This is a genomic window from Actinoplanes sp. NPDC020271, assembly GCF_044388125.1.
In the GTDB taxonomy this organism is placed as follows: Bacteria; Actinomycetota; Actinomycetes; order Mycobacteriales; family Micromonosporaceae; genus Actinoplanes.
In genome coordinates, this window is the sequence record NZ_JBIRWQ010000005.1 from 313,160 (window position 1) to 333,768 (window position 20,609).

The 20,609-nt window shown below is 71.0% G+C and carries 21 protein-coding genes; 12 read left to right on the plus strand and 9 right to left on the minus strand.

The annotated features are described in order from the left end of the window. Window positions 1-45: 45 nt before the first annotated feature. Complete coding sequence (locus ACH442_RS14215; RefSeq protein ID WP_396338395.1) at window positions 46-624, minus strand: hypothetical protein; 579 nt, start codon at window positions 622-624, stop codon at window positions 46-48. 151 nt (window positions 625-775) lie between these two features. Between ACH442_RS14215 and ACH442_RS14220 the strand changes: the two genes are divergently transcribed. Further along, on the plus strand, window positions 776-1,510 hold the full coding sequence (locus ACH442_RS14220; RefSeq protein WP_396338396.1) for an SDR family oxidoreductase: 735 nt from the start codon (window positions 776-778) through the stop codon (window positions 1,508-1,510). Between the two features lie 12 nt (window positions 1,511-1,522). On the opposite strand, the gene ACH442_RS14225 is transcribed toward ACH442_RS14220, so the two are convergent. Together ACH442_RS14225 and ACH442_RS14230 are read right to left on the minus strand one after the other, a co-directional pair. After that, entirely contained in the window at window positions 1,523-2,677 is a 1,155-nt protein-coding gene (locus ACH442_RS14225) for an oxygenase MpaB family protein (RefSeq protein WP_396338398.1), read from the minus strand. A 49-nt stretch (window positions 2,678-2,726) separates the two neighbouring features. Next, entirely contained in the window at window positions 2,727-3,518 is a 792-nt protein-coding gene (locus tag ACH442_RS14230) for a (2Fe-2S)-binding protein (protein ID WP_396338399.1), read from the minus strand. Window positions 3,519-3,578: 60 nt separating this feature from the next. Here ACH442_RS14230 and ACH442_RS14235 point away from each other — a divergent pair, with 60 nt between their 5' ends. Further along, the gene (locus tag ACH442_RS14235; RefSeq protein ID WP_396338400.1) at window positions 3,579-4,037 is read left to right on the plus strand and encodes a hypothetical protein; all 459 of its coding nucleotides are present in this window, start codon (window positions 3,579-3,581) and stop codon (window positions 4,035-4,037) included. Window positions 4,038-4,116: 79 nt separating this feature from the next. Continuing rightward, complete coding sequence (locus ACH442_RS14240) at window positions 4,117-5,856, plus strand: methyl-accepting chemotaxis protein (protein WP_396338401.1); 1,740 nt, start codon at window positions 4,117-4,119, stop codon at window positions 5,854-5,856. A gap of 20 nt (window positions 5,857-5,876) precedes the next feature. On the opposite strand, the gene ACH442_RS14245 is transcribed toward ACH442_RS14240, so the two are convergent. After that, window positions 5,877-6,416 carry a type 1 glutamine amidotransferase domain-containing protein gene (locus ACH442_RS14245; RefSeq protein WP_396338402.1) on the minus strand — a complete coding sequence of 180 codons (540 nt, stop codon included), beginning with the start codon at window positions 6,414-6,416 and terminating at the stop codon, window positions 5,877-5,879. 62 nt (window positions 6,417-6,478) lie between these two features. Between ACH442_RS14245 and ACH442_RS14250 the strand changes: the two genes are divergently transcribed. From ACH442_RS14250 to ACH442_RS14275, 6 genes are all read left to right on the plus strand, one after another. Further along, the gene (locus ACH442_RS14250; RefSeq protein WP_396338403.1) at window positions 6,479-6,940 is read left to right on the plus strand and encodes a TspO/MBR family protein; all 462 of its coding nucleotides are present in this window, start codon (window positions 6,479-6,481) and stop codon (window positions 6,938-6,940) included. A gap of 167 nt (window positions 6,941-7,107) precedes the next feature. After that, window positions 7,108-7,554, plus strand: coding sequence for a hypothetical protein (locus ACH442_RS14255; protein WP_396338404.1), 447 nt, complete (start codon window positions 7,108-7,110; stop codon window positions 7,552-7,554). Between the two features lie 251 nt (window positions 7,555-7,805). Then, window positions 7,806-9,281, plus strand: coding sequence for a gamma-glutamyltransferase (locus tag ACH442_RS14260; RefSeq protein WP_396338405.1), 1,476 nt, complete (start codon window positions 7,806-7,808; stop codon window positions 9,279-9,281). 123 nt (window positions 9,282-9,404) lie between these two features. Next, window positions 9,405-9,554 carry a hypothetical protein gene (locus ACH442_RS14265; protein ID WP_396338406.1) on the plus strand — a complete coding sequence of 50 codons (150 nt, stop codon included), beginning with the start codon at window positions 9,405-9,407 and terminating at the stop codon, window positions 9,552-9,554. Then, window positions 9,554-10,240, plus strand: a complete 687-nt coding sequence (locus tag ACH442_RS14270) for a DsbA family protein (protein WP_396338407.1) — start codon at window positions 9,554-9,556, stop codon at window positions 10,238-10,240. Before ACH442_RS14265 ends, ACH442_RS14270 begins: the two co-directional genes overlap by 1 nt. A 55-nt stretch (window positions 10,241-10,295) precedes the next feature. Next, on the plus strand, window positions 10,296-10,886 hold the full coding sequence (locus tag ACH442_RS14275) for a TetR/AcrR family transcriptional regulator (protein ID WP_396338408.1): 591 nt from the start codon (window positions 10,296-10,298) through the stop codon (window positions 10,884-10,886). A 77-nt stretch (window positions 10,887-10,963) separates the two neighbouring features. Here ACH442_RS14275 and ACH442_RS14280 read toward each other — a convergent pair whose 3' ends face one another. Beyond that, a complete protein-coding gene (locus tag ACH442_RS14280) occupies window positions 10,964-11,755 on the minus strand; it encodes an aminotransferase class IV (RefSeq protein WP_396338409.1) in 792 nt (263 codons plus the stop codon). A gap of 167 nt (window positions 11,756-11,922) precedes the next feature. Here ACH442_RS14280 and ACH442_RS14285 point away from each other — a divergent pair, with 167 nt between their 5' ends. Further along, window positions 11,923-14,613: a TIM-barrel domain-containing protein gene (locus ACH442_RS14285; RefSeq protein ID WP_396338410.1), complete on the plus strand. Its 2,691-nt coding sequence runs from the start codon at window positions 11,923-11,925 to the stop codon at window positions 14,611-14,613. 107 nt (window positions 14,614-14,720) lie between these two features. Here ACH442_RS14285 and ACH442_RS14290 read toward each other — a convergent pair whose 3' ends face one another. Beyond that, window positions 14,721-15,308, minus strand: coding sequence for a DedA family protein (locus tag ACH442_RS14290; protein WP_396338411.1), 588 nt, complete (start codon window positions 15,306-15,308; stop codon window positions 14,721-14,723). A 69-nt stretch (window positions 15,309-15,377) separates the two neighbouring features. Continuing rightward, entirely contained in the window at window positions 15,378-17,384 is a 2,007-nt protein-coding gene (locus ACH442_RS14295; RefSeq protein WP_396338412.1) for a M6 family metalloprotease domain-containing protein, read from the minus strand. Window positions 17,385-17,473: 89 nt separating this feature from the next. On the opposite strand from ACH442_RS14295, the gene ACH442_RS14300 reads away from it, so the two are divergent. Continuing rightward, window positions 17,474-18,124, plus strand: coding sequence for a DivIVA domain-containing protein (locus ACH442_RS14300; protein WP_396338413.1), 651 nt, complete (start codon window positions 17,474-17,476; stop codon window positions 18,122-18,124). A 4-nt stretch (window positions 18,125-18,128) separates the two neighbouring features. Here ACH442_RS14300 and eno read toward each other — a convergent pair whose 3' ends face one another. Then, entirely contained in the window at window positions 18,129-19,385 is a 1,257-nt protein-coding gene (eno, locus tag ACH442_RS14305; RefSeq protein WP_396338414.1) for a phosphopyruvate hydratase, read from the minus strand. 209 nt (window positions 19,386-19,594) lie between these two features. Here eno and ACH442_RS14310 point away from each other — a divergent pair, with 209 nt between their 5' ends. After that, window positions 19,595-19,933 carry a DUF1330 domain-containing protein gene (locus tag ACH442_RS14310; RefSeq protein WP_396338415.1) on the plus strand — a complete coding sequence of 113 codons (339 nt, stop codon included), beginning with the start codon at window positions 19,595-19,597 and terminating at the stop codon, window positions 19,931-19,933. 133 nt (window positions 19,934-20,066) lie between these two features. Here ACH442_RS14310 and ACH442_RS14315 read toward each other — a convergent pair whose 3' ends face one another. Then, window positions 20,067-20,567 carry a hypothetical protein gene (locus ACH442_RS14315; RefSeq protein WP_396338416.1) on the minus strand — a complete coding sequence of 167 codons (501 nt, stop codon included), beginning with the start codon at window positions 20,565-20,567 and terminating at the stop codon, window positions 20,067-20,069. Window positions 20,568-20,609 lie beyond the last annotated feature (42 nt).

Genomic DNA, 20,609 nt, shown 5'->3' on the forward strand with positions numbered 1-20,609 from the left:
TTTGATCAGGCACCGTACCTTATCGATCGGGTAACGGTAGAGGGGTCAGGCGCCGGCGGCGGCGCGCTGGTGAGTGTCCCGGATCGCGGCGGCGACCGCACCGTAGAGCGCGAAGCCTGAGCCGACCCCGGCGATCAGCGCGACGGTGCTCGCCGAGGCGCCGAGCGCGTGAGCCGCGAATCCGGCCAGCCCGAGCAGCGTCATCACGGCGCCCAGCCAGTGGTACATCGGCATGCGCCACGCCCAGGCCAACGCGTTGAAGTGCACCCCGACCACCACGGCGACCCAGGCGATCGCCACCTCCGGCGTCTCGAAGACCTGGTTGATCAGGTAGAGCCCGCCGAACAGCGCGACGACCTCACCGGCGACGACATACCAGTACCGCCGGTCGGCGAGCCCGGCGACGTCACCCGGGCGTGCCTCCGCGGCCAGGCGGCGCGCCCGCAGAACCCCGACGAGCAGCACGATCGCCACGGCCGAGCCGGCCACTCGGAGCACGGCCGGCCACGGGCCCGGCGGGCCTCCGCTGTTGACCATCACGAACGTCGTGCCGAAGCTCAGCGCGACGATCGAGCCGATCAGGAAGCCACTCGGTCGCCGCACATCGTCACCAGTCCCCGTCATCCGGGTAATCCTGCCGTCCGACGTGGAATTCCGCTGCCCCGCTACGGCCGAGGCCACGATTGCGACGATACGCAACTCCAATATCGGTGATACAGTCGTTCGTATCGCCGCTATCGAAATGCGATAGCGACGCTATCAGGAGGAGTGTGTCATGACTCAGCAGCGAGTGGCCATCGTGACCGGCGCGTCCCGGGGCATCGGCCGGGCGATCGCCCGCAAGCTCGCCGCGGAAGGCGCGGCGGTCGTCGTCGGCTACAGCGGGAACACCGTCGCCGCCACCGAGGTGGTCGACGAGATCACCGCCGACGGTGGCCAGGCGTTCGCGGTCGCCGCCGACATTGCCGGCGAGCACGCCGTCGAGGCCATGTTCGCGCAGGCCGAGGAGCGTTTCGGCGGCATCGACGTGGTGGTCAACTCGGCCGGCGTCCTGGCCCTGGCACCGATCGCCGACCTGGATCTCGACGACCTGGACCGGATGCATCGCACCAACATCCGCGGCGCTTTCGTCGTCGCCCGGGAGTCCGCGCGCCGGCTGCGCCCGGGTGGCTCACTGGTGCTGATCTCGACGTCGGTCGTCGGCCTGCGGTTCCCGACCTACGCCGGGTACACCGCCAGCAAGGGCGCGGTCGAGGCCATCCCGATGATCCTCGCGCGTGAGCTGCGGGGGCGCGACGTCACGGTCAACGCGGTCGCCCCCGGCCCGACGGCCACCGACCTGTTCCTGGAGGGCAAGGACCAGACTGCCATCGACTCCCTGGCCAAGCAGCCGCCGCTGGAGCGGCTCGGCACTCCGGAGGACATCGCGGCCACGGTCGCGTTCGTGGCGAGCGCAGCCGGCCACTGGATCAACGGCCAGGTCATCCGGGCGAACGGGGGCATCATCTGACCACCACGACGGTCAGGCCGGCAGGGTGTCGCCCCACCGGGCGAACTGGGCGCGGGCCTGGCGTTCACCGCGGGCGAGCAGCAGGGAGCGGCCTCCGGGCAGCCGTCCGAGGCCCTGGCTGAACAGGGCGTTCGCGGCGACACGGGCGAGGCCGTACCACGGTGGGCGACAGGGCAGGCCCAGGTCGCGCATCGCCGCGCGGCCGAGCAGCCAAGTGCTCACGGAGAGGGCGCGTTCCCGTTCGTACGTACGGCGCCGGCCGCTGGTGACCTCGTCGGTCATATCGATCAGCGCCCGGGCGAGCGCGACGCTGTTCCCGTCCGGCGGCGGGTCGTAGGAGAGGAAGTGATAGAGCTGGCGTCGCCCCTGCTTCTCCGTGTGCGGAAGCCACTGCTCGTCGACCCCGAGCAGCCAGCCGACGTAGCACCAGAGGTGCATCACCGCCCGGGCGTCGTCGCGCGGCACGCGGACGCCGAGCAGGCGCAGGTGAAGCAGGAAACTGGTCGAGAAGACCCCGAGGGTGCTCGCCTGGTCGTACTGGTTGATCGGTAACCCGCGCCCGGCGTGGTCCCAGGTGGGGTCGGCCTCCAGCGACGCGTTGACGAGGGCGTGCATCACGCGGACGTGCAGGGTGGTCCGGAAACCGGGACCGTCCGGGGCCAGGCCTCCGGGCGCGGTGACCGCTCGCCACCAGATCGAGGTCTCCTTGATCCGGCGCAGCGTCTCCCCGCCGGTCAGCCGCCCGGTCCGGACCAGGGGTTCGAGCGCCGCCCCGGTGCGGTAACCGCCGAGCAGCGAGCCGTAGGCCAGGACCAGGCCGGCGTCCATCCCGAACGCCCGGCAGGCCTCGGCGCCACGGGCCAGGAGACCGTTGTCGAGCCAGGCGGGAGGCGTCCGGACCGTGGCGAGAAAATCTGCGAAGATCTCCGGTACGTCGTCGGCCGGCCCCGCCGCGATCAGCCGGTGCAGGTCCCGGATCGTGAGGCCGGGTGACTCGCGGATCGCTCTGATCAGCGCCGCGGCGGGCTCGTCGCGGCGGTTGAGCCCGGCCTCCAGCGCGGCGAGCTCGGGCTCGGTCGGTCGTGCTCCGGCTCCGGCCAGCAGGCGCAGCGGACGGGCGGCGCGTTCGCCCCAGTCGCGGTCCGCTCCGAACCTCGTCGGCACCATCACCCGACCCTAGGTCAACCGCGATTCGCACTCCAGTTCCGGCCGGTGTTCAGATGGTGTGCGGGTCACCCCGGCTCAGCACCGTGCGCCAGTGCTGCTGCCGGACCTCCGGTGGGGTCAGGACGCAGTCGCCGCAGGTGCCGCCGCCGGGGATCCGGTAGTAGAGGCAGCAGCTGCGGCGCACCAGGAACCAGCGGTCGCGGCCGGCGTCCGGCTGGATCAGGTCCGCGGTGAGCCGCAGCGGTGGCAGGAGCAGCGACTCCTCGACGATCGCGGCGGCCCGCGCCGCATGCCGGGGCCGGTTGTCGGCGATCATGCCGGCGGCGCCGCCGAGCGCCGACGCCACATTTCCCCACAGGACCTGGGGCGACAGGGTGAACCGGCGGCGGAACACGTCGAGCACCGGTTCGACCAGTCCGATCGTCGCGGTGGCGGTGAATCGCTGCGCGATCGTCCGGGCCGGTTCGTCCGCGCACGGCACCGCGGCCAGCTCACGGAACGCGATCGGGATCGGACCTCCGGCCACCGGTTGCCACCACAGGCGGTCGATGTCCGGCAGCGGGAGGGCGTTTCCGGCGGCGACCGCGCCGAGCAGAGGGGAGATCAAGCGGGAGGCGAGGCCGAGGAAGGTGATCGACGCGACGGCGCGTTCACCGATGGCTTCGCGATCGAGACCGGACATTCGCACGAGGGTGTCCTGCGCGACCGCCACCCGCTCGGCGACGACCCGCTCGTCGAGCAGGTCACGCAACGGGCGCCAGCCGGGCGCACCGTCCCAGGGCTCCCAGGCGAAGTACGGCCCGAGCCCCGAGGCCACCCGCAAGGCGTCCACCGATCCCACGCGGTCCACCATAGGATTCCACCGGCGCGCGGCGCGATCCGGATGGACAGGAGCTGACCAGTGGGTGTTTTGATCGACTACTTCCGGGCGCCTGACGTGGTCGCCGTGCGCGAGCATCTGGACGAGCACGACGGTGACTCGCCGGTGGGCGCGTTCGACGGTGTCGGCCTCAAGTGGATCGAGCCGGGCGTGACGCTCGCCCGGGTGATCGGGTTCGCCACCGACCGGGAGTGGAGCGTCGATCTGGTCGACGAGAAGCTCGTCTGGCCCGTGGGCGCCGAACGCGACATGGAGTATGAGGGTCCGTGGGTCAGTGTGCTCGACGACGGCTCACGGGACGTTCTGGCCGATATCGATGCCGCGCGGATTCCGGAGCTCGCCGACCGGTGGGCGCAGATCGAGGAGTTTCACGGTCTCGCCGACCCGGAACATCTCCGTGAGGTGTTGACCGAGCTCGGCGCGCTGGCGGCGCGCGCCCGCGAGCACGGGGAGTCGCTCTACGCCTGGATGTGCCTGTAACCCGTGGTCGTGAGCCGTGTGAGCAGCGGCACCCGCGACGAAGGCTCAGACTTTTCCCGACGGGGTCGATAACACCGTCATGAAACTGGAGGTACGACGGCTGTGGCCGGTCCTCGGCGCCCTGACCGCGTGCGTCCTCGGCTTTCTGCTGCTCAGACAGATTGCTACCAGCGCGTTCGACGGGCTCGAGGCCCGTCAGGTGGCGCAGGACGCGGACCGGATGCGGATCGGGCTCGACAACCAGGCCCGGCTGCTGACCGCGTTCGGGGTGACGAACAGCATCTGGGACGACGTCTACTACGCCATCGGTGACGGTGACGATGAAACGTTTCTGGAGGACTTCCCGCCGGCGACCCAGCACGACACGAACGGCCTGGACGCGGTGTTCGGCATCGGCCCGGACGGGTCGCTGCGCGTCGGCGGCACGACGAGCGGCTCCGCCGGGAGCACCAGCGGCAGCGGAGGCGGCGCGAGCAGTGGCGCCGGGTTCGGGGCGCTGCCGACCGGGCTGGACAACCCCGCGCTGCTCAAGAAGCTCTACGACCCGGACGCCGCGGCCGGGACGCCCACCTGCGGCGTGCTGTCGAGCGGCGGGGGCTACCTGTTCTGCGGGCTCGGCGCGTTCCGCAGCAGCGGCGACGGCACTCCGTCCGGCGGCTTCGTCATGCTCAAGAAGCTGGACGAGACCCGGCTCGGCGCGCTCGGCCAGGACCTGAACCTGAGGATGGGGATCGTCGACGCGATCCGCCCGGACGCCACCGCCCAACCCGCGCTGACCAGCTCGATCGGCTCGGTCGCGGTGCGCACCGCAGTGCTCGGCCCGGACCGGATGGCGGTCGACGCGACCGTCGCGACCGTGGACGGCGGCAACCTGACCCTGGAGGCGGTGCAGCCGCGACCGATCTATCAGGCGGCGACGCGTACCGCATGGCGGCTCTTCGCCCTGATGGCCGTCGCCACGGTGCTGCTCGTGATCATGATGCGCTGGTCGACGCGCCGCGCCCTGCGCAACCGGGTCCGGCCGTTGCGGGAGACCACCGAGCGGATCATCGCGTCGGGCGATCACACGTTGCGGATCGGCGCGACCGGCAGCGACGATCTCGCCGGTCTCGGTGACGCGATCGACGGCATGCTCGACAAGATTTCCAAGAACGAAGAACTATTGCGTACGGAGCAGGAGCACCGTCAGCACGAACTGCAACGCGCCCACGAGGAGCAGTCGGCCGCCCAGCGCGAGTCCCAGCGCGCCGCCCAGGAGCTGGTCACCGGCACGTCGACGGTGGTCAGCGGCCAGCTGGTCGACGTCGCGGAGCGCGCCGGCACGGTGAGCGCGGCCGCCGGCCGGATCGAGGGTCAGGTCGCCGACGTCCGCACGGTCGCCGGCCGTCTCCTGACCGGCAACGCGGAGGCGTCCGCGGCGGTCGGCACCCTGCACGACAGCCTGCGCCGGGTCGACGAGGTGGCCCGGTTCATCGGCGGGATCGCGAAGCAGACGAACCTGCTGGCGTTGAACGCGACGATCGAGGCGGCCCGCGCCGGTGCGGCCGGCAAGGGGTTCGGGGTCGTCGCCGACGAGGTGAAGACCCTCGCGCTGACCACGGCCGAGTCGACCGAGACGATCAGCGCCACGCTGGACGAGCTGAACGAGCACGTCACCGCGGTCGTGGAGATCATGTCCGGGATGTCCGCGGCGATCGCCGACATCGACGTCACGACCGCCCGCGCCCAGTCGATGACCGCGGAGCAGGCGACGACCCTGACCGCGCTCACCGAGCAGGTGTCGGCCGCGATCCGGCGCCTCGACGACCTGACGGTCTGAGCGCCGGACCACGCTACCGATCAGGCCGCGACCTGGGCGAGCAACTCGTCGCAGAAGGCCGGCAGGTCGTCGGGCTTGCGGCTGGTGACGAGCTTGCCGTCGACGTGCACCTGCTCGTCGACCCAGGTCGCGCCGGCGTTGGTGACGTCGGTGCGCAGGCTCGGCCAGCTGGTGAGCGTCCGGCCCTCGACGACGCCGGCCTCGACCAGCGTCCACGGGCCGTGGCAGATCGCGGCGACCGGCTTGCCGGTGGCGAAGAAGTCCCGGACGAACCGGACCGCGCCCGGATCGGCCCGCAGGAAGTCCGGGTTGGCCACGCCGCCGGGCAGCACGAGAGCGTCGTAGTCGGCGATGCGGGCGTCCTTGACCAGCTTCTCCACCGCGTACGTCCCGGCCTTGTCCATGTGGTTGACGGCCTGGACCTCGCCGTCCTTGATCGAGATGAGTTCGGCGGTGCCGCCCGCGTTCTCGACCGCCTTGCGCGGCTCGGTGTACTCGACCTCCTCCACGCCGTCGGTGGCGAGGAACGCGATGCGCTTGCCGTGAATGTTGGTAGCCATGGTGAATCGGTGCCCGTCACCACATCGGGTAAACGTGACTTTCCCCGGGTAAGGGTTTGCTCATGACTGTTCCGACCTGGGTGAAGACGTCAGCGGCGGTGGTCGCAGCGGCGGGCGCCGGTTCGATCGCCACCGATCCGCAGTCGCGGTGGTACCGCACCCTGCGCAAGCCGCCGTGGCAGCCGCCGCCGGCCGCGTTCCCGGCGGTGTGGACGCCGCTCTATGTGCTGATCGCGGCCGCGGGGACCCGGGCGCTGAACCGGGGGAGCGCCGACGAGCGGCGGGCGTTTGCCCGGTCGTACGCGATCAATCTCGGTCTCAACGCGGCCTGGACGGCGCTCTTCTTCCGGGCGAAGCAGCCCAAGGTCGCCCTCGCCGAGATCGCTCTGCTGAACGTCTCCAACCTGGTGCTCCTGCGGCAGGCGGCGCGGGCCGATCGCCTCGCCGGGGCGGCGCTCGCGCCCTATGTCGCGTGGACGATGTTCGCCACGGCGCTGAACGCCGCCATCGTGAAACGCAACTAGGCGAAGCCTCCCGACTCGCACCGGGCCATACGGTCAGCCGCGATTCGGTTCGCCGGGGCCGGTGCGACCCTCCCGACTTCGGCCCCCGGCCTCCTGCTGCCCGCCCCGCGCCTGACCCCGGTGACCACCCGGCCGGGCGGTCGTGGTCTCCTGACCCGGGAGGGCCGATGGATTCCGGGGACGAACTCGCCGCACGCGTGCGGGAGCAGCTACGCGCGGGCGAGGAGTTCCGCGCCGCGATCTGGGTCAGCAAGGCCGCCGGGCGCACGCCGACAAGGATGAGCCGCGCCGAGATGTCGGGCTTCCGGTTCCGCCGGCCGGTGAGCACCGGCCGCCCGGGGGTGCGGCGCAACCTGGCCGAGCGGCTGGACCAGCACGTGCGCCTGGTCACTGATCCCCGGGTCCTGGCCGTGACCGATCAGCGCGTGATGCTGTTGTCCCGCCGGCTCGGCTGGTCCCGCGGGCAACTGCGCCCGCGATGGGAGTGCGCGCGGCCGGAACTGACGGCGGCGACCGAGCGGGAGGGCCGGCTCCGTCTCGCCTTCACCGACGGGTCCACGATGCTGCTGCTCGCTCCGGCCGCCGAGCTCGGTACGTTCCTCGCACAGCAATGACGTACGCCACCCGCCCGTGGACGCCGCCCGACTGCCTCGCCCTGAGCGGCGCCACCTGCGCTGCCGCCTCACCGTGGTGAACCCGGGCCGGCTCGGGAACCCCTGACCGGCCGCGACGCGGACCTGCCAGTGCGACCGAAGACGGCGACCGGGTCGCCGGTGTACCGGACGTCCCGATGATCATCCGCTGCGCGGCCCACCGCGGGCGGGCGTCCAGCGGGCCGGAGGCTGTCGCGTCGTATCGTCGAGCCGTGCCTGCCCCCTCTGTCGCGTTCGCCGCACCCCACCCGGCTGCCGCCGACGCCGCCCGCACCGTCGTGGCGGCCGGCGGCAACGCCCTCGACGCGGCACTGGCCGGCGCGGCCGCGCTGACCGTGGCGTACCCGCATCAGTGCTCGATCGGCGGTGACCTGGTCGCCATCGTCCGCCCCGCGGGCGGGTCACCCCGTGCGATCCTGTCGATCGGCGCGGCCGCCACGGCCGTCGACGTGGCCGCACTACGAGCGTCCGGGCCGCGCATGCCGGAACGCGGTCCGCACCCGATCACCGTCCCGGGGGTGATCGCCGGATGGGCCGCGCTCGCGGCCGAGGGCGCCCGGCTGCCGCTCGCCGACCTGCTCGCCCCGGCCCGGGCGCTGGCCGCCGGAGGGGTGCCGGTCAGCCCGGGACTGCGGCGGGCGATCCGTGACGGGCGGGACGTCGTCGGTGCCGATCCGGGCCTGCGCGCGCTGCTGCTCGACAGCGCCGGAGCCCCGGTCACCACCCTGGTGCAGCCGGCGCTCGCCACCACGCTGGACTCGGTTGCCGCGGATTGGCGTGCGTTCTACTCCGGCGCGCTGGCCGAGCGGCTCGTCGCCGGACTCACCGCGCTCGGCAGTCCCCTGTCGATCGACGACTTCCGGGCGCACCGCGCCGAGATCACGGATCCGCTGACCAGGACGATCGACGGGGTCACCTGGCACGCCGCGCCACCTCCGGTCCAGGGCGCCACCTTCCTCGCGATCGCCGGGTCGCCGGACCTGCTGCCCGCCGCGTATCGCGCGCGAACCGCCCGTGACGTGCTGCTCGGCGACCCGCGGACCGGCCCGGTCGACCTGGACGGGCTGCTGCTGCGCTCCCCGGTCGCGGGCACTGGCAGCGTTGCGCCGCGCCCGGCCGGGGACACCGTGGCGGTGACCGCGGTCGACTCGGACGGGACCGCGGTGACCCTGATCCAGAGCGTCTTCTTCAGTTTCGGGTCGGGACTGCTCGATCCGGGTACGGGCATGGTCCTGCACAACCGCGGTTCCTCGTTCAGCCTCGATCCGGCCCACCCGGCGCGACTGGTCCCGGGGGCGCGCCCGCCGCACACTCTCTGCCCGGCCCTCGCCGTGGCCGGCGAAACCGTGGTGGCCCTGGGCTGTCAGGGTGGCCGTTCCCAGCCGTGGATCCTGGCGCAGGTCGCCGCGGATGTGGTCGGCTCGCCCGATCTCGACGCCCTGCTGACCCGGTCGCGCTGGGTCATCGGCGCCGAGGAGATCGACCGCGCGACACCGACGTTGCTGCTGGAGCCGGGTACGCCGGACGCGCCCCGGCTCGCGGCGACGGCAGCCGGGCTGGGCCTGACCGTGGAGACCACCGCGGGCCGGCACGACGACGCCGGTCATGTCCAGGTGGCCCGGCGCAGCGGCGGAACCCTGGCCGCGGCCGGCGATCCCCGAGCCGACGGCCGCGCGGTGCTCCTGTGACGGCGGTCAGCGGCCTCGTGCACACGGCGGCCCGCTTCAGCGGTTCCGCGGCTGTGGCGCATACCTCCGTACTGCGGAAGGTTTTCTTGCCGGTGGGGTCAAGTTGTTGCTAGGTTCTTGACCATGGAGTCAATTTTTCTCGCGGATGACGCGGAGGAGCAGGTCAGCGATGCCGAGGCGGCCGCGACCGAGCAGCCGGCCGTGCCGAAGCTGATCTTCCTGGAGTCGGCGGGCGACGCCGGCGTCTGCGGCGTGGACGGGGTGTGCGACTGATGACCGCCAGCGTTTTCGGCAAGGCCGCCGAGCCGATCGTCGTCGACGTCTGGAGCGACGTCGTCTGCCCCTTCTGCTACCTGGGCGACAGTGTCCTGCAGCAGGCGATCGAGCAGTTCCCGCACGGCTCCTCGGTCGAGGTGCGTTACCACAGCTTCCAGCTGAACCCGGGCTTCCCGGTCGGCGAGGCGATCAAGGCCGATGAGTACCTGGCGAAGAACTACCGCATGCCGGCCGCCCAGCTCGAGGCCTCGCACGCCCACCTGACCTCGCAGGGCGCCGCCGCCGGCCTCGACTACCGGTTCGAGGACGCGATCATGGTGAACACGCTCGACGCGCACCGGATCATCCACCTGGCCAAGGCGGCCGGTCGCGAGCACGAGATGGTGATGCGGCTGTTCAAGGCCGAGTTCACCGACGGGCTGAACCTGGCCGACCACGAGGTCCTCGCGGACCTCGCGGCCGAGCTCGGCATCGATCGCGCGAAAGCGGTCGCGGCGCTCGCCGACGGTGCGTTCGAGAAGGAGATCCGGGCCGACATCGCGCAGGCTCAGGCGTACGGGATCTCGGGTGTTCCGTTCTTCGTCTTCGACGACAAGTACGGGATCTCCGGAGCTCAGCCGATCGAGGCGTTCCGCCAGGTGCTGGACAAGGCTTGGCAGGACCGCGCCGCCCAGCCGGCGTGAGCGCACCATCGAGCTCGGTCGTACCGTCGTGCCGGAGCGGGGCGGGGGAGGCGGCATGACCGAGCCGGCGCGGCCGCGGCGCGCCGACGCCCGCCGCAACGTCGAGGGCATCCGCCGGGCTGCCCTCGACGTGTTCCGCACCGGCGGCCTGACCACCCCGCTGGACGAGGTCGCCCGCGCCGCCGGGGTCAGCAAGGGCACCATCTACCACCGGTTCGGCAGCCGCCGCGGCCTGATCGACGCCGTCGTCGACGAGCTCGTCGCCGAGCGCATCCAGGGCATCATCGCCGCGGTCTCGGCTCTGGACAGCCCGCTCGCGCGGTTCGAGGAGTACCTGCTGCGCATGTTCCTCCTGCAGTTCGACGAGCCGGCCGCCAACGACGTCCTGATCCGCGCGCTGCCTGACTCCGAGCCGCTGCTCACCCTCTGCGAGAAGGCCCAGGAGTTCGCGTTCGGCCTGCTCCGGGCCGCGCAGGAGGCCGGCGTGATCCGCACCGACCTGACGCCCGACGACGTGAACCACCTGATCCTGGAACGCGGCGCGATCGTCCAGGCGTGCGGCCAGCAGCCACGCGAGGACTACCAGCGCCGGTTGCGGTTCCTGCTCGACGGCCTCCGATCAACCCCCTCTGCGCGTACGTCGTGAGCCCCGTCCCGCCGCCCGTGCGGACGTCGCGGAGTGCCGGTCCGGGAGCTCAGCGCGTGACGCGGCGCGGGTCGGGGTCAGGGGCGGATCGGTTCCCAGCCGGCTGCCTGCCAGGCTTGCCGGAGGAGGTGCGTGAGCGCCTCCTCGTCGCTGAATGCCCGATCGTCGACAGCGGCGATCGGCTGGGCCGGGCAGTGGGAGTTGGTCGCGGCGGCCGCTGTCATCGTGGCCAGTGACCCGGCGGTCAGTCGTCGTGTCGTGTCCGGTATGCCGAGCCGGCTCAGGCCCTGCCGGAGCACCTGCATGGTGATGCCGGCCAGGAGTGGTCCTTCGGGCCAGATGATGTGGGTGCCGTCCCAGAAGGCGACGTTCCAGACCGAGCCCTCGCGCAGGGAACCGTCGCGACCGGCGAAGAGGACGTCGTCGAATCCGGCCCGGCGGGCCTGGAGGTAGTGGAAGGTCAGTCCGAGCGTCGCCACGTGTTTGAGGTGGGGGAGTTCCCGTTCGTACGTGATGGTGCGGACCCGCAGCGGCGGGCGCGGATCGCCGGGGACCGGGTCGGAGACGGAGACCATCAGGTCGGTCCGTACCGGATCGTGCGCGCCGGGCAGGACGGTGACCCGCACGGACGCGTCGTCCCGGTCGCCGAGCGCGTGCCCGATCAGCGACCGGACACTGTCGGCGGACGTCGGGGTGGCGTCGGGGAAGAGGACGGCCGAGGCCTCGCGCAGCCGGTCGAGATGCAGGGTCAGGCCGGGCACGGCCCGGTTGCGCACCTGCAGGGAGGTGAAGTGCCCGTAGTTCCAGGTGGCGGCTCGGAGCAGTGCCTCCGGGGTCGCCGGCTCGCCGTTGATCTCCACGTGCGTCACCCGGGTCATCATGCCAGGGAGCGCTCTCCGGGGTTTGTTTGATCCATTGACATTTGTTACCGGCGGGTGACAGCGTTGTCAGGGATAGATCTCATCGCCACCGATGGGGGTTTCCCTTGCGCGATCTTGTCCGACGGAGGGTCGCTGCCGCGGCCTCCCTGGCTCTGGTGACGAGCGGCCTGACGCTGACGTCGTCCACCTCCGCCGAAGCCCACTCGAAGAAGCCCCGGAGCGTCGTCTCCGGCAACGCCCGCTTCCAGGTGCTCTCGCCCACGCTGATCCGTACCGAGTACGCGGCGAACGGTAAGTTCACCGACGCCGACACGTTCAACGTGATCGGCCGTGACGACTTCAAGCCGACCGCGTTCACCCAACGGGTCTCGCACGGCTGGCTGACCATCGACACCGGTGCCGCGACCCTGCGTTACCAGGTCGGCTCCGGTGCTTTCACCGAAGACAATCTGACGGTGCGCCTGAAGACCGGCAAGCAGACCGTAACCGCGGCTCCGTGGGCCGGTCAGGGCGTCCCCGAGTGTGTCTTCGGCGCCCTGTGCGAGGCCGAGGACCTGGCGCTGAACGGGCCGAGTGCGGCCAACGATCACCGGGACTACACGGGCCACGGCTTCGCCGCCGGTTTCGAGGGCACGGGCGCGTCGGCCACGTTCGCGGTCGCCCCGGCCACCGCGGGCGCGCAGCAGTTGACGGTCCGGTACGCGAACAGCACCGGTGGCGACGGGCAGAACGTCACCCGCACGCTGACCGTCACGGTCGACGGCGTCGCGGCCGGGACGCTGAGCCTGCCGCCGACCGGCAACTGGGACACCTGGGCGCTCGCCTCGGTGCCGCTGACCCTGACCGCCGGCCGCCACGAGGTCAGCCTGCTGCGTACGGCCACCGACTCCGGCAACGTGAACGTCGACAGCCTCGCGGTCGTCGCGCCGGGTGCGGCCTATCCCGCGCCGGTCACGCCCGGCCCGCAGCCGTGTGCGTTCGGCACGCCGTGCGAGGCGGACAGCGGCGTCCTGGCCAACGGCGGGAAGCTCGCCGACGACCACAACGGGTACTCCGGCGACGGGTTCCTGGCCGGGCTGGAACGGACCGGCGCCGGGAGCGCGCTGACCGTGACCGGCGTGCCGGCCCCGGGGACCTACCAGGTGCAGCTGCGGTATGCGAACGCCCAGGCCGGCGACCAGCCGATCCAGGACCGGACGATCGCCGTGACGGCGAACGACGGCCCCGCGGTCACGGCCACTCTGCCGCCGACCAGCGGGTGGGACTACTGGCGTACGCAGTCGGTTCTGGTGTCCTTGAAGGCCGGGACGAACACGGTGAGCCTCGGCTGTCCCAGTGACCAGGCCTGCCACGTCAACGTGGACACCGTCGCGGTGACCGCGAAACGCGCACCGCTGCTGGCGCCGCACGCACCGCTCGGCGGGTATCGGCGTGGCCTGGACGGGGTCAACGGGGGCGCGCGCACCTTCGCCGGCCTGCTCTTCCAGGACGGTTGGTCGCTGCTCGACGACTCGACCACCGCGCATCCGGACGGGTACGTGTTCGCGTACGGCCAGAACTACCGTCACGCGCTGGACGAACTGTCGACGCTGACCGGCCCGACCGAACTGCTGCCCAAGTGGACGTACGGCGTGTGGTACTCGGAGTACTACGACCGTACCGCCGCCGAATTCGAATCAATTGTGTCGCGCTTCAAGAGCGAAGGCGTGCCGCTGGACTCGCTGGTCGTCGACACCGACTTCAAGTCGCCGGACCGGTGGAACGGCTGGGAGATCGACCCGAGCCGGTTCCCGGACTGGACCGCGTTCGCGACCTGGCTGCGCAAGCAGGGCGTGCACACCGGGCTGAACATCCACCCGAGCATCCTCGGCTCCGACCCGCACTTCGCCCAGGCCCAGCAGATCGCGAAGGGCAAGCTGAAGCGGACCGGCTGCAACGGCGGCGCCGACTGTTACGTCTTCGACTTCGGTGATGCCGACCAGTTGCAGGCCTATTTCTGGCTGCACGACCAGATGGGCGCCGACGGCGTCGACTTCTGGTGGCTGGACTGGTGCTGCGACGCGTCCCAGGGTCTCGACTCGCACATCAACCAGGCCTACGCCGACAAGACCGGTTTCGCGTTCTCCCGGGCCTACGGCTCACTGCAGGCCGGCGGCTACGGCAACCCGAGCGCGGTGACGGGCGGGCCGTGGGCCGACAAGCGGACCACGCTGCACTTCACCGGCGACGCCATCTCGAACTGGGAGACGCTGCGGTTCGAGGTCGGCTACACGCCCGGCGAGTCGGCGGCGACCGGGCTGGCCGCGATCAGCCACGACATCGGCGGGCACACCAACGGGCTGCAGGAACCGGGAACCGAGCCGGGCAGCACCAAGCTGCCGGACGACCTCTACGCCCGGTGGGTGCAGATGGGCACGTTCCAGCCGATCGACCGGCTGCACTCCAACCACAGCGACCGGCTGCCCTGGCAGTACGGGCCGGCCGCGAACGCCTCGGCCAAGAAGTTCCTCAACCTGCGGAAGAAATTGCAGCCCTACACGTACGCGGCGGCCGCGGAGGCCACGCGCACGGGCACCCCGATCGTGCGGGCGATGTACCTGGCCTACCCGAACGAGCAGGAGGCCTACGCGACGGCCGGCAGCCAGTACCTCTACGGGCCGGATCTGCTGGTCGCGCCGGTGACGACGCCGGGCACGACGGCGACGACGACGGTGTGGTTCCCGCCGGGCAACACCTGGACGGACTACTTCACCGGCAAGCGGTACGCGGGCGGGACCACCGCCTCGGTGACCACGACGCTCGACACCATGCCGGTCTTCGTCCGTTCCGGGGCGAAGAAGCCGTAACCGGTGACGCCGCGGGCCGCTCACTCCGGTGGGCGGCCCGCTCCCGCCGGCTGACCCGCACCGTGGTCGTTCGTCTCGCACGACCACGGTGCGGGTCAGCCGGGACGTCACTCGGCCGAGCGGCTCCTCGCCCGCCGGCGCACGTAGATCAGCAGGCCGGCCGCGGCCACGACCGCGACCACCAGCACGAGATAGCGGCTCAGCGTCGCGGCGATCTCCTCGATGTGGTCGCCGGCCAGGTAGGCCGCCGTGGACCACACCCCGACCCAGAGCGCCGCGCCCAGCGCGTTCCACGTCAGGAAGTGCGGGAACCGCATCCGGGTCAGACCGGCGACGATGCCGTTGAACTGCCGCAACCCCTCGAAGAACCGGGCCACCGCGACGACCCGCGCGCCCTGGCGGGTCATGAACCCCTCGACCCGCTCCAGGCGTTCCGGGGTGAGCCGCACATAGCGCCCGAAGCGCCGCACGAGCCGACGGCCGCCGCGCCGGCCGATCAGGTAGCCGAGGCTGTCACCGATCACCGCGGCCAGGAACGCCGTCACGGCGACGGCGGCGATGCTGAGGTGGCCGCGGCCGGCGAGCGCCGCACCGGCGATGATCACGGTCTCGCCCGGGGCGGGGATGCCGAAGCTCTCGACGAAGACGACGGCGGCTATCCCGAGATAGCCGAATCGGTCGATGAGCTCCAGCATTCCCCCACGGTAGGCCGGGCGCCGGGCGGCGACACGCCTTCGCGACCCTCGTCACGGGCGTGAACTGGGTCAGCGGCGGACCGTGCAGCTCGTGGTGACGGTGGCCGCCGCGTTGCTCTCGGAGGTGACGGTCACGGCCGTACGCGCTGATCTGTTCCTGACATGGACGTCCACCGACGTGGTGCGGCCGGCGGGCACTCCCACGACCGTACGCGGAAGGGTTGCCCCTGAGGCCGACACGCGGAACACGTCGTCGCCGCGGCCGGTGTTGCGGACCGGGATGCGGCAACGGGCCCAGCCGGAGGAGTCCGCCTTCGCGGTCGCGGGGGAGGCCTGCACGCCGCGGCGAGCGGGCCCGGCGCCGTCCAGCGAACGCACCGCGACCCGGTAGGAGAGCACCCCGTTGCGGTCCCGCTGCCGGTCCAGCACGTAGAACTGCAGGCGGTTGGCGGTGTCGGTGTACTCGAACTCGCTGCCCGACCCGGTTCCGGCGTGGAACAGCGCGTCGGACAGCTGCCGGTAGTCACCGACCGTCATCTTCTGCGGCGTCCCGTCCGGCTGCACGAAATCGACCTTGTCGATGTCCTGCGGGTTCGCGTCGACGGTCCAGATGAACGGCGCGCTGTCGGCGTCCTTGGTCTTGGCCAGCAGCACCCCCGAGTCCGGCGTGAACGAGTCGAAGCCCATCCGGTCGACCACTTCCAGGGTGTAATTGTCGTAACCACCGCCGTCGCAGTAGGGATCGGTCGCGGTGTTGCAGGCCGGCGCTTTGTCGCCGCCGTCGAGCGTGACGTTGATCCCGGCCAGGCCGCGACCCGCCACCTCACGCGCGGTCACCTTCGTCAGCACGACGCCCGAGCCGGTCAGCGCGTCGCGGGAGAGTTTCAGCACGGCGGCGTCGTCGACGATCCCGAGTTTCATCTTGTTCCGCAGCATGTGTTGCGCGCCCATCGACGAGCCCGCGGTGCCCGGGATCAGCCAGCGGCTGTGCGGCCCGCCCGGCCCGTTGAACGTGCCGCGGCTCAGCATCTCCCACGGCCCGCTGTAATCACGCCGGGCCGGGACACTGTACGGATTGTTGTAGTTGTCGCCGATGCCGAGAATGTGGCTGAACTCGTGCGCATAGGTCGACATTCCCGAACTCTCGGCCTGCAGTGAACTGCCCTGCGTGGCATTCGGCCAGACGTTCGACGACGCCGCCCAGGAGGTCCAGTCGACGTACCGCGTCGCATTGGAGTTCGGCAGCGCGTCGTCCGGCGGGCCGAACTCGTCGGTCACGTCGTCCTTCGTCCGGAACTTCATCTGCCCGAACTCCTGCCAGGTCGACGACTCGTCCTGACCTGCCGACAGGAAGAACACGAAATCGAACGAGGCCGCTGTCTCCTCACCCACCGCCGTGGTCCAGGCCGATTTCGCGTCCGTACGGATGTCGCGCCCGCACGTGTCGCCGGACGGGCACCCGAGTCCGCGTTGCATCGAGTTCTCGATCCCGTACTCGTGACTCTTCGCGGGCATCCGGTAGACCCCGAAGGAGCTCAGGTCGATGCCGTAGCGACCGTTCGAGTCCTCCATCCAGTACTCGTGAATGGTGTGACCGCGGTTGAGCGTCCCCGGCTTGTTGAGGAAGTCCCGATAGAATGCCGGAACAGCATCACGAGCCAAGTTCTGTACGCCGGAAGGATTGCCGTAAATGGTGGAATTGGCCGGCTGCGTCACCACGAAAGGCTGGTTCGGGAAGTCCACGAGCACCAGCGCGCCCTTGAAGGTGCGCACCGAGCCCTTGACCGCCGGGTCCGCCCAGTTCGTGCCGGGCACGGCCTTGTAGTCGGACCAGGTCATCGTGTCCGGCAGTTCGTAGTGCTGCGGGTCGATCGCCGGTGGGCCGTCCGGTTTGGCCAGCGCGGCCGGCTCGTCGCGCTGCCACGGCTGGGTCTGCGGCCAGTGTCGCATCCGCCACGGGGTGTCCGGGTCGACACCACCCGGCGGTGCGGCAGTGGCCGGAGTCGCGGCGGCCGCGCCGCTCACCGCCAGGATCGCCACGGACATGACCGAGATCAGACGCCGCGCGCTAGTCATGCCGGTCATCCTGGCAGACCAATCGACGCATCTCAATGCATGGGATGCGGGCGTACAGTGTGAAGCCGAATCGATACAGGAGTACCCCTATGCCGCTCACGCCGGCCGACGTACACAACATCACATTCCATCGGGCCGGGCTGGGCAAGCGCGGCTACGACGCGGACGAGGTCGACGCCCTCCGCGACGAGATCACCCAGGAGATGCTGCGCCTCCTCGCCGAGCGTGAGGAGCTGGAGCAGCAGCTCCACGGCGACCGTCCGGCCGATCCCGGCGCGACGGCGGTCATCGCTGTCCCCGGGCCGGCTCCGGACGCCCTGGCCGCCGTCAGCGACGAGCTGGACCGGGCGCTCGTCGCCCGCGACCACGCCGAGCAGGACGCCGACGAGCTGCAGCGCCGCCTGGCCGAGGCCCACCACGCCGGCCCGGCGCCGGCCGAGGTCAACGGCCAGGTCCTCGCCATGGCCCAGCGGACCGCCGAGCAGCACATGCAGGACGCCTACCAGGAGTCGGAGCAGATGCTGGTCGACGCCCGGGTGCAGTCGCAGCGGATCGCCGAGCAGGCGGCAGCGACCGCACACGACATCGAGGAGGACGCGCTGCGCCGCGACGACCAGGCGGTGGCCCAGCTGACCGAGCGGCGGTCGGCGCTGCAGCACGAGGTCGCGGAACTCACCGAGTTCGCCGAGAACTATCGGGCCGGGCTGGCCGACGATGTCCGGCATCAGGGCGACTTCTAGCTCGCTACTCGTAGCGGGCGGCGCGTCCCAGCTCCTCCTCGATGCGGATCAGCCGGTTGTACTTCGCGGTCCGGTCACTGCGCGACAGCGAGCCGGTCTTGATCTGCCCGCACCCGGTGGCCACGGCGAGATCCGCGATCGTGGTGTCCTCGGTCTCACCGGACCGGTGTGACATCACCACGCGGTAACCGGCACGGTGCGCGGTCTCGACCGTGCGCAACGTCTCGGTCAGCGTGCCGATCTGGTTGACCTTCACCAGGATCGCGTTCGCGTAACCGCCCTCGATCCCGCTGGTCAACCGGTCGGCGTCGGTGCAGAACACGTCGTCGCCGACCAGTTGCAGCCGGTCCCCGGCCTGCGCGGTCAGCGCCTTCCAGCCGGCCAAGTCGTCCTCGGCCATCGGATCCTCGATCGAGCTGATCGGGAACTTCCGGGTCAATTCGATCAAGTACGCGATGTGCTCGTCCACCGATCGGGTCAGCCCCTCGCCCCGGTAGACGTAGGCGTCGCCGTCGAAGAACTCCGAACTGGCCGGATCCAGGCAGATCGTGATGTCCGCGCCCAGCCGGTACCCGGACTCCCCGACAGCGCCCACCACGAACCGCAGCGCCTCGTCGGCGTCGGCGAAATCCGGTGCGAACCCGCCCTCGTCCCCGACGTTCGTGCCGTGCCCGGCCGCGGCCAACTGCCGGCGCAGCGTGTGGAACACCTCCGCCCCCATCCGCACCGCCTCCGCGAACGTCGGCGCGCCGACCGGGGCGATCATGAATTCCTGGAAGTCGAGCGGGTTGTCGGCGTGCGCGCCGCCGTTCACGATGTTCATCATCGGCACCGGCAGGCGGGTCGCGCCGACCCCGCCGACGTACCGGTAGAGCGGCAGCCGGTGCGCTGCCGCCGCGGCTTTCGCGGTCGCCAGCGACACCCCCAGAATCGCGTTCGCGCCCAGTCTGCCCTTGTCCTTCGTACCGTCCACATCGGTCATCGTCGTGTCGACGAGAGCCTGGTCCTCGGCGTCCAGCCCGCGCACCGCCCCGAAGATCTCCCCGTTGACCGCGGCGACCGCCCGGGTGACCCCCTTGCCGTGGAACCTCCGCGGATCGCCGTCGCGCAACTCGACCGCCTCGTGCGCGCCGGTCGACGCCCCGGACGGCACCGCCGCCCGCCCGAAAGACCCGTCCGCGAGCTCCACGTCGACCTCGACGGTCGGATTGCCGCGGCTGTCGAGGATCTGCCGTCCGAACACCCGGCTGATGGCCGTCATCCTGCACACTCCCTGATCCGGTTGACGTCTGCCGGACCAGCCTGGCCGTCCCCGCCCCGGTCTGTCATCGCGAGAAGAATCGCGTTGACCTGCACCCCGAGGTGCGGGTTTAAGGTGCGGCGGCATTACCTCCCGGGTAATCGCCGGGACTACCGCGCGACGGCACGATCGAGATGTCGGACACCGCCGCATCGGGAGGCCTCACGGACATGACCGCATACGCCGTCGCGCACCTGCACAGCACCAGCGACCACGAGGACGTGCTCGACTACATCGAGCGGATCCAGGACACGATGGACCCGTACGGTGGGCGATTCCTGGTGCACGGAAGCCCGGTCCAGGTCGTCGAAGGGGAGTGGCCGGGGGCACTCGTCATGATCGCCTTCCCGGATCTGGACTCGGCGCACGCCTGGTACGCGTCACCGGCGTACCAGGAAATCCTGCCCCTGCGCACCGGCCACCTGGCCGGCGACGTGGTGTTCGCCGAAGGGGTGCCGACCGGCTACGACGCCCGGAAGACCGCCGCCCGGATGCGCGCTCGTCCCTGAGCTCGCCGTTCCACCGACTGGCCGACTCTTGCGGGCATCCGGATCCGTCGGCGATCGTGCGTGCCGGCCGGCAGCGAGGCGTCGCGCCGGGTACCACACACGCCGACGCGTTGCTCTGCTCACGAGCGGATGCTCAGTCGCCGCTGTGGCCGACGAAGAAGATCGCTTCGGGTGTCGTGTCCCGGTAGCCGATGACATAGGTGCCGTACCAGCGGTCGCGCAGGTCCAATCCTCCGGTTGCCGCCACCTCGGCCACCGCATCCGTGCTCGGCGTGCGGGTTCCGAACAGGCTGTCGAGCAGTTCACCGGGAGCCGGCGCGACCGCGAACATGTCGGGGACGTCCGACACGGACTCCATGTCGATAACCGAATGAGTGCCCGACTCGGGCTGGATGAATCGGAGGGTATCGGGGTCGCGTGGCTCGCCGGCGCGGACCGCCCGCCATAACGGCCGTGCCTCCGGCTCCGCCAGCGGCCCGGAATCATCCACGAGCCATTCGGCGAACTCCTCCTCCGTCATGGTCAGGGCTTGAGGCAGATCGTCGGTGCGGTAGAAGTCACCGTTCCGGAAGGCCTCCCACCTCGCGGCATCAAGGGCGGCGGCGATGTCCGGTTGGTACGCGACCCGGCTCACCCATGACGAAGCTCCCACAGATCCCCCTCGAATCCGCTACAG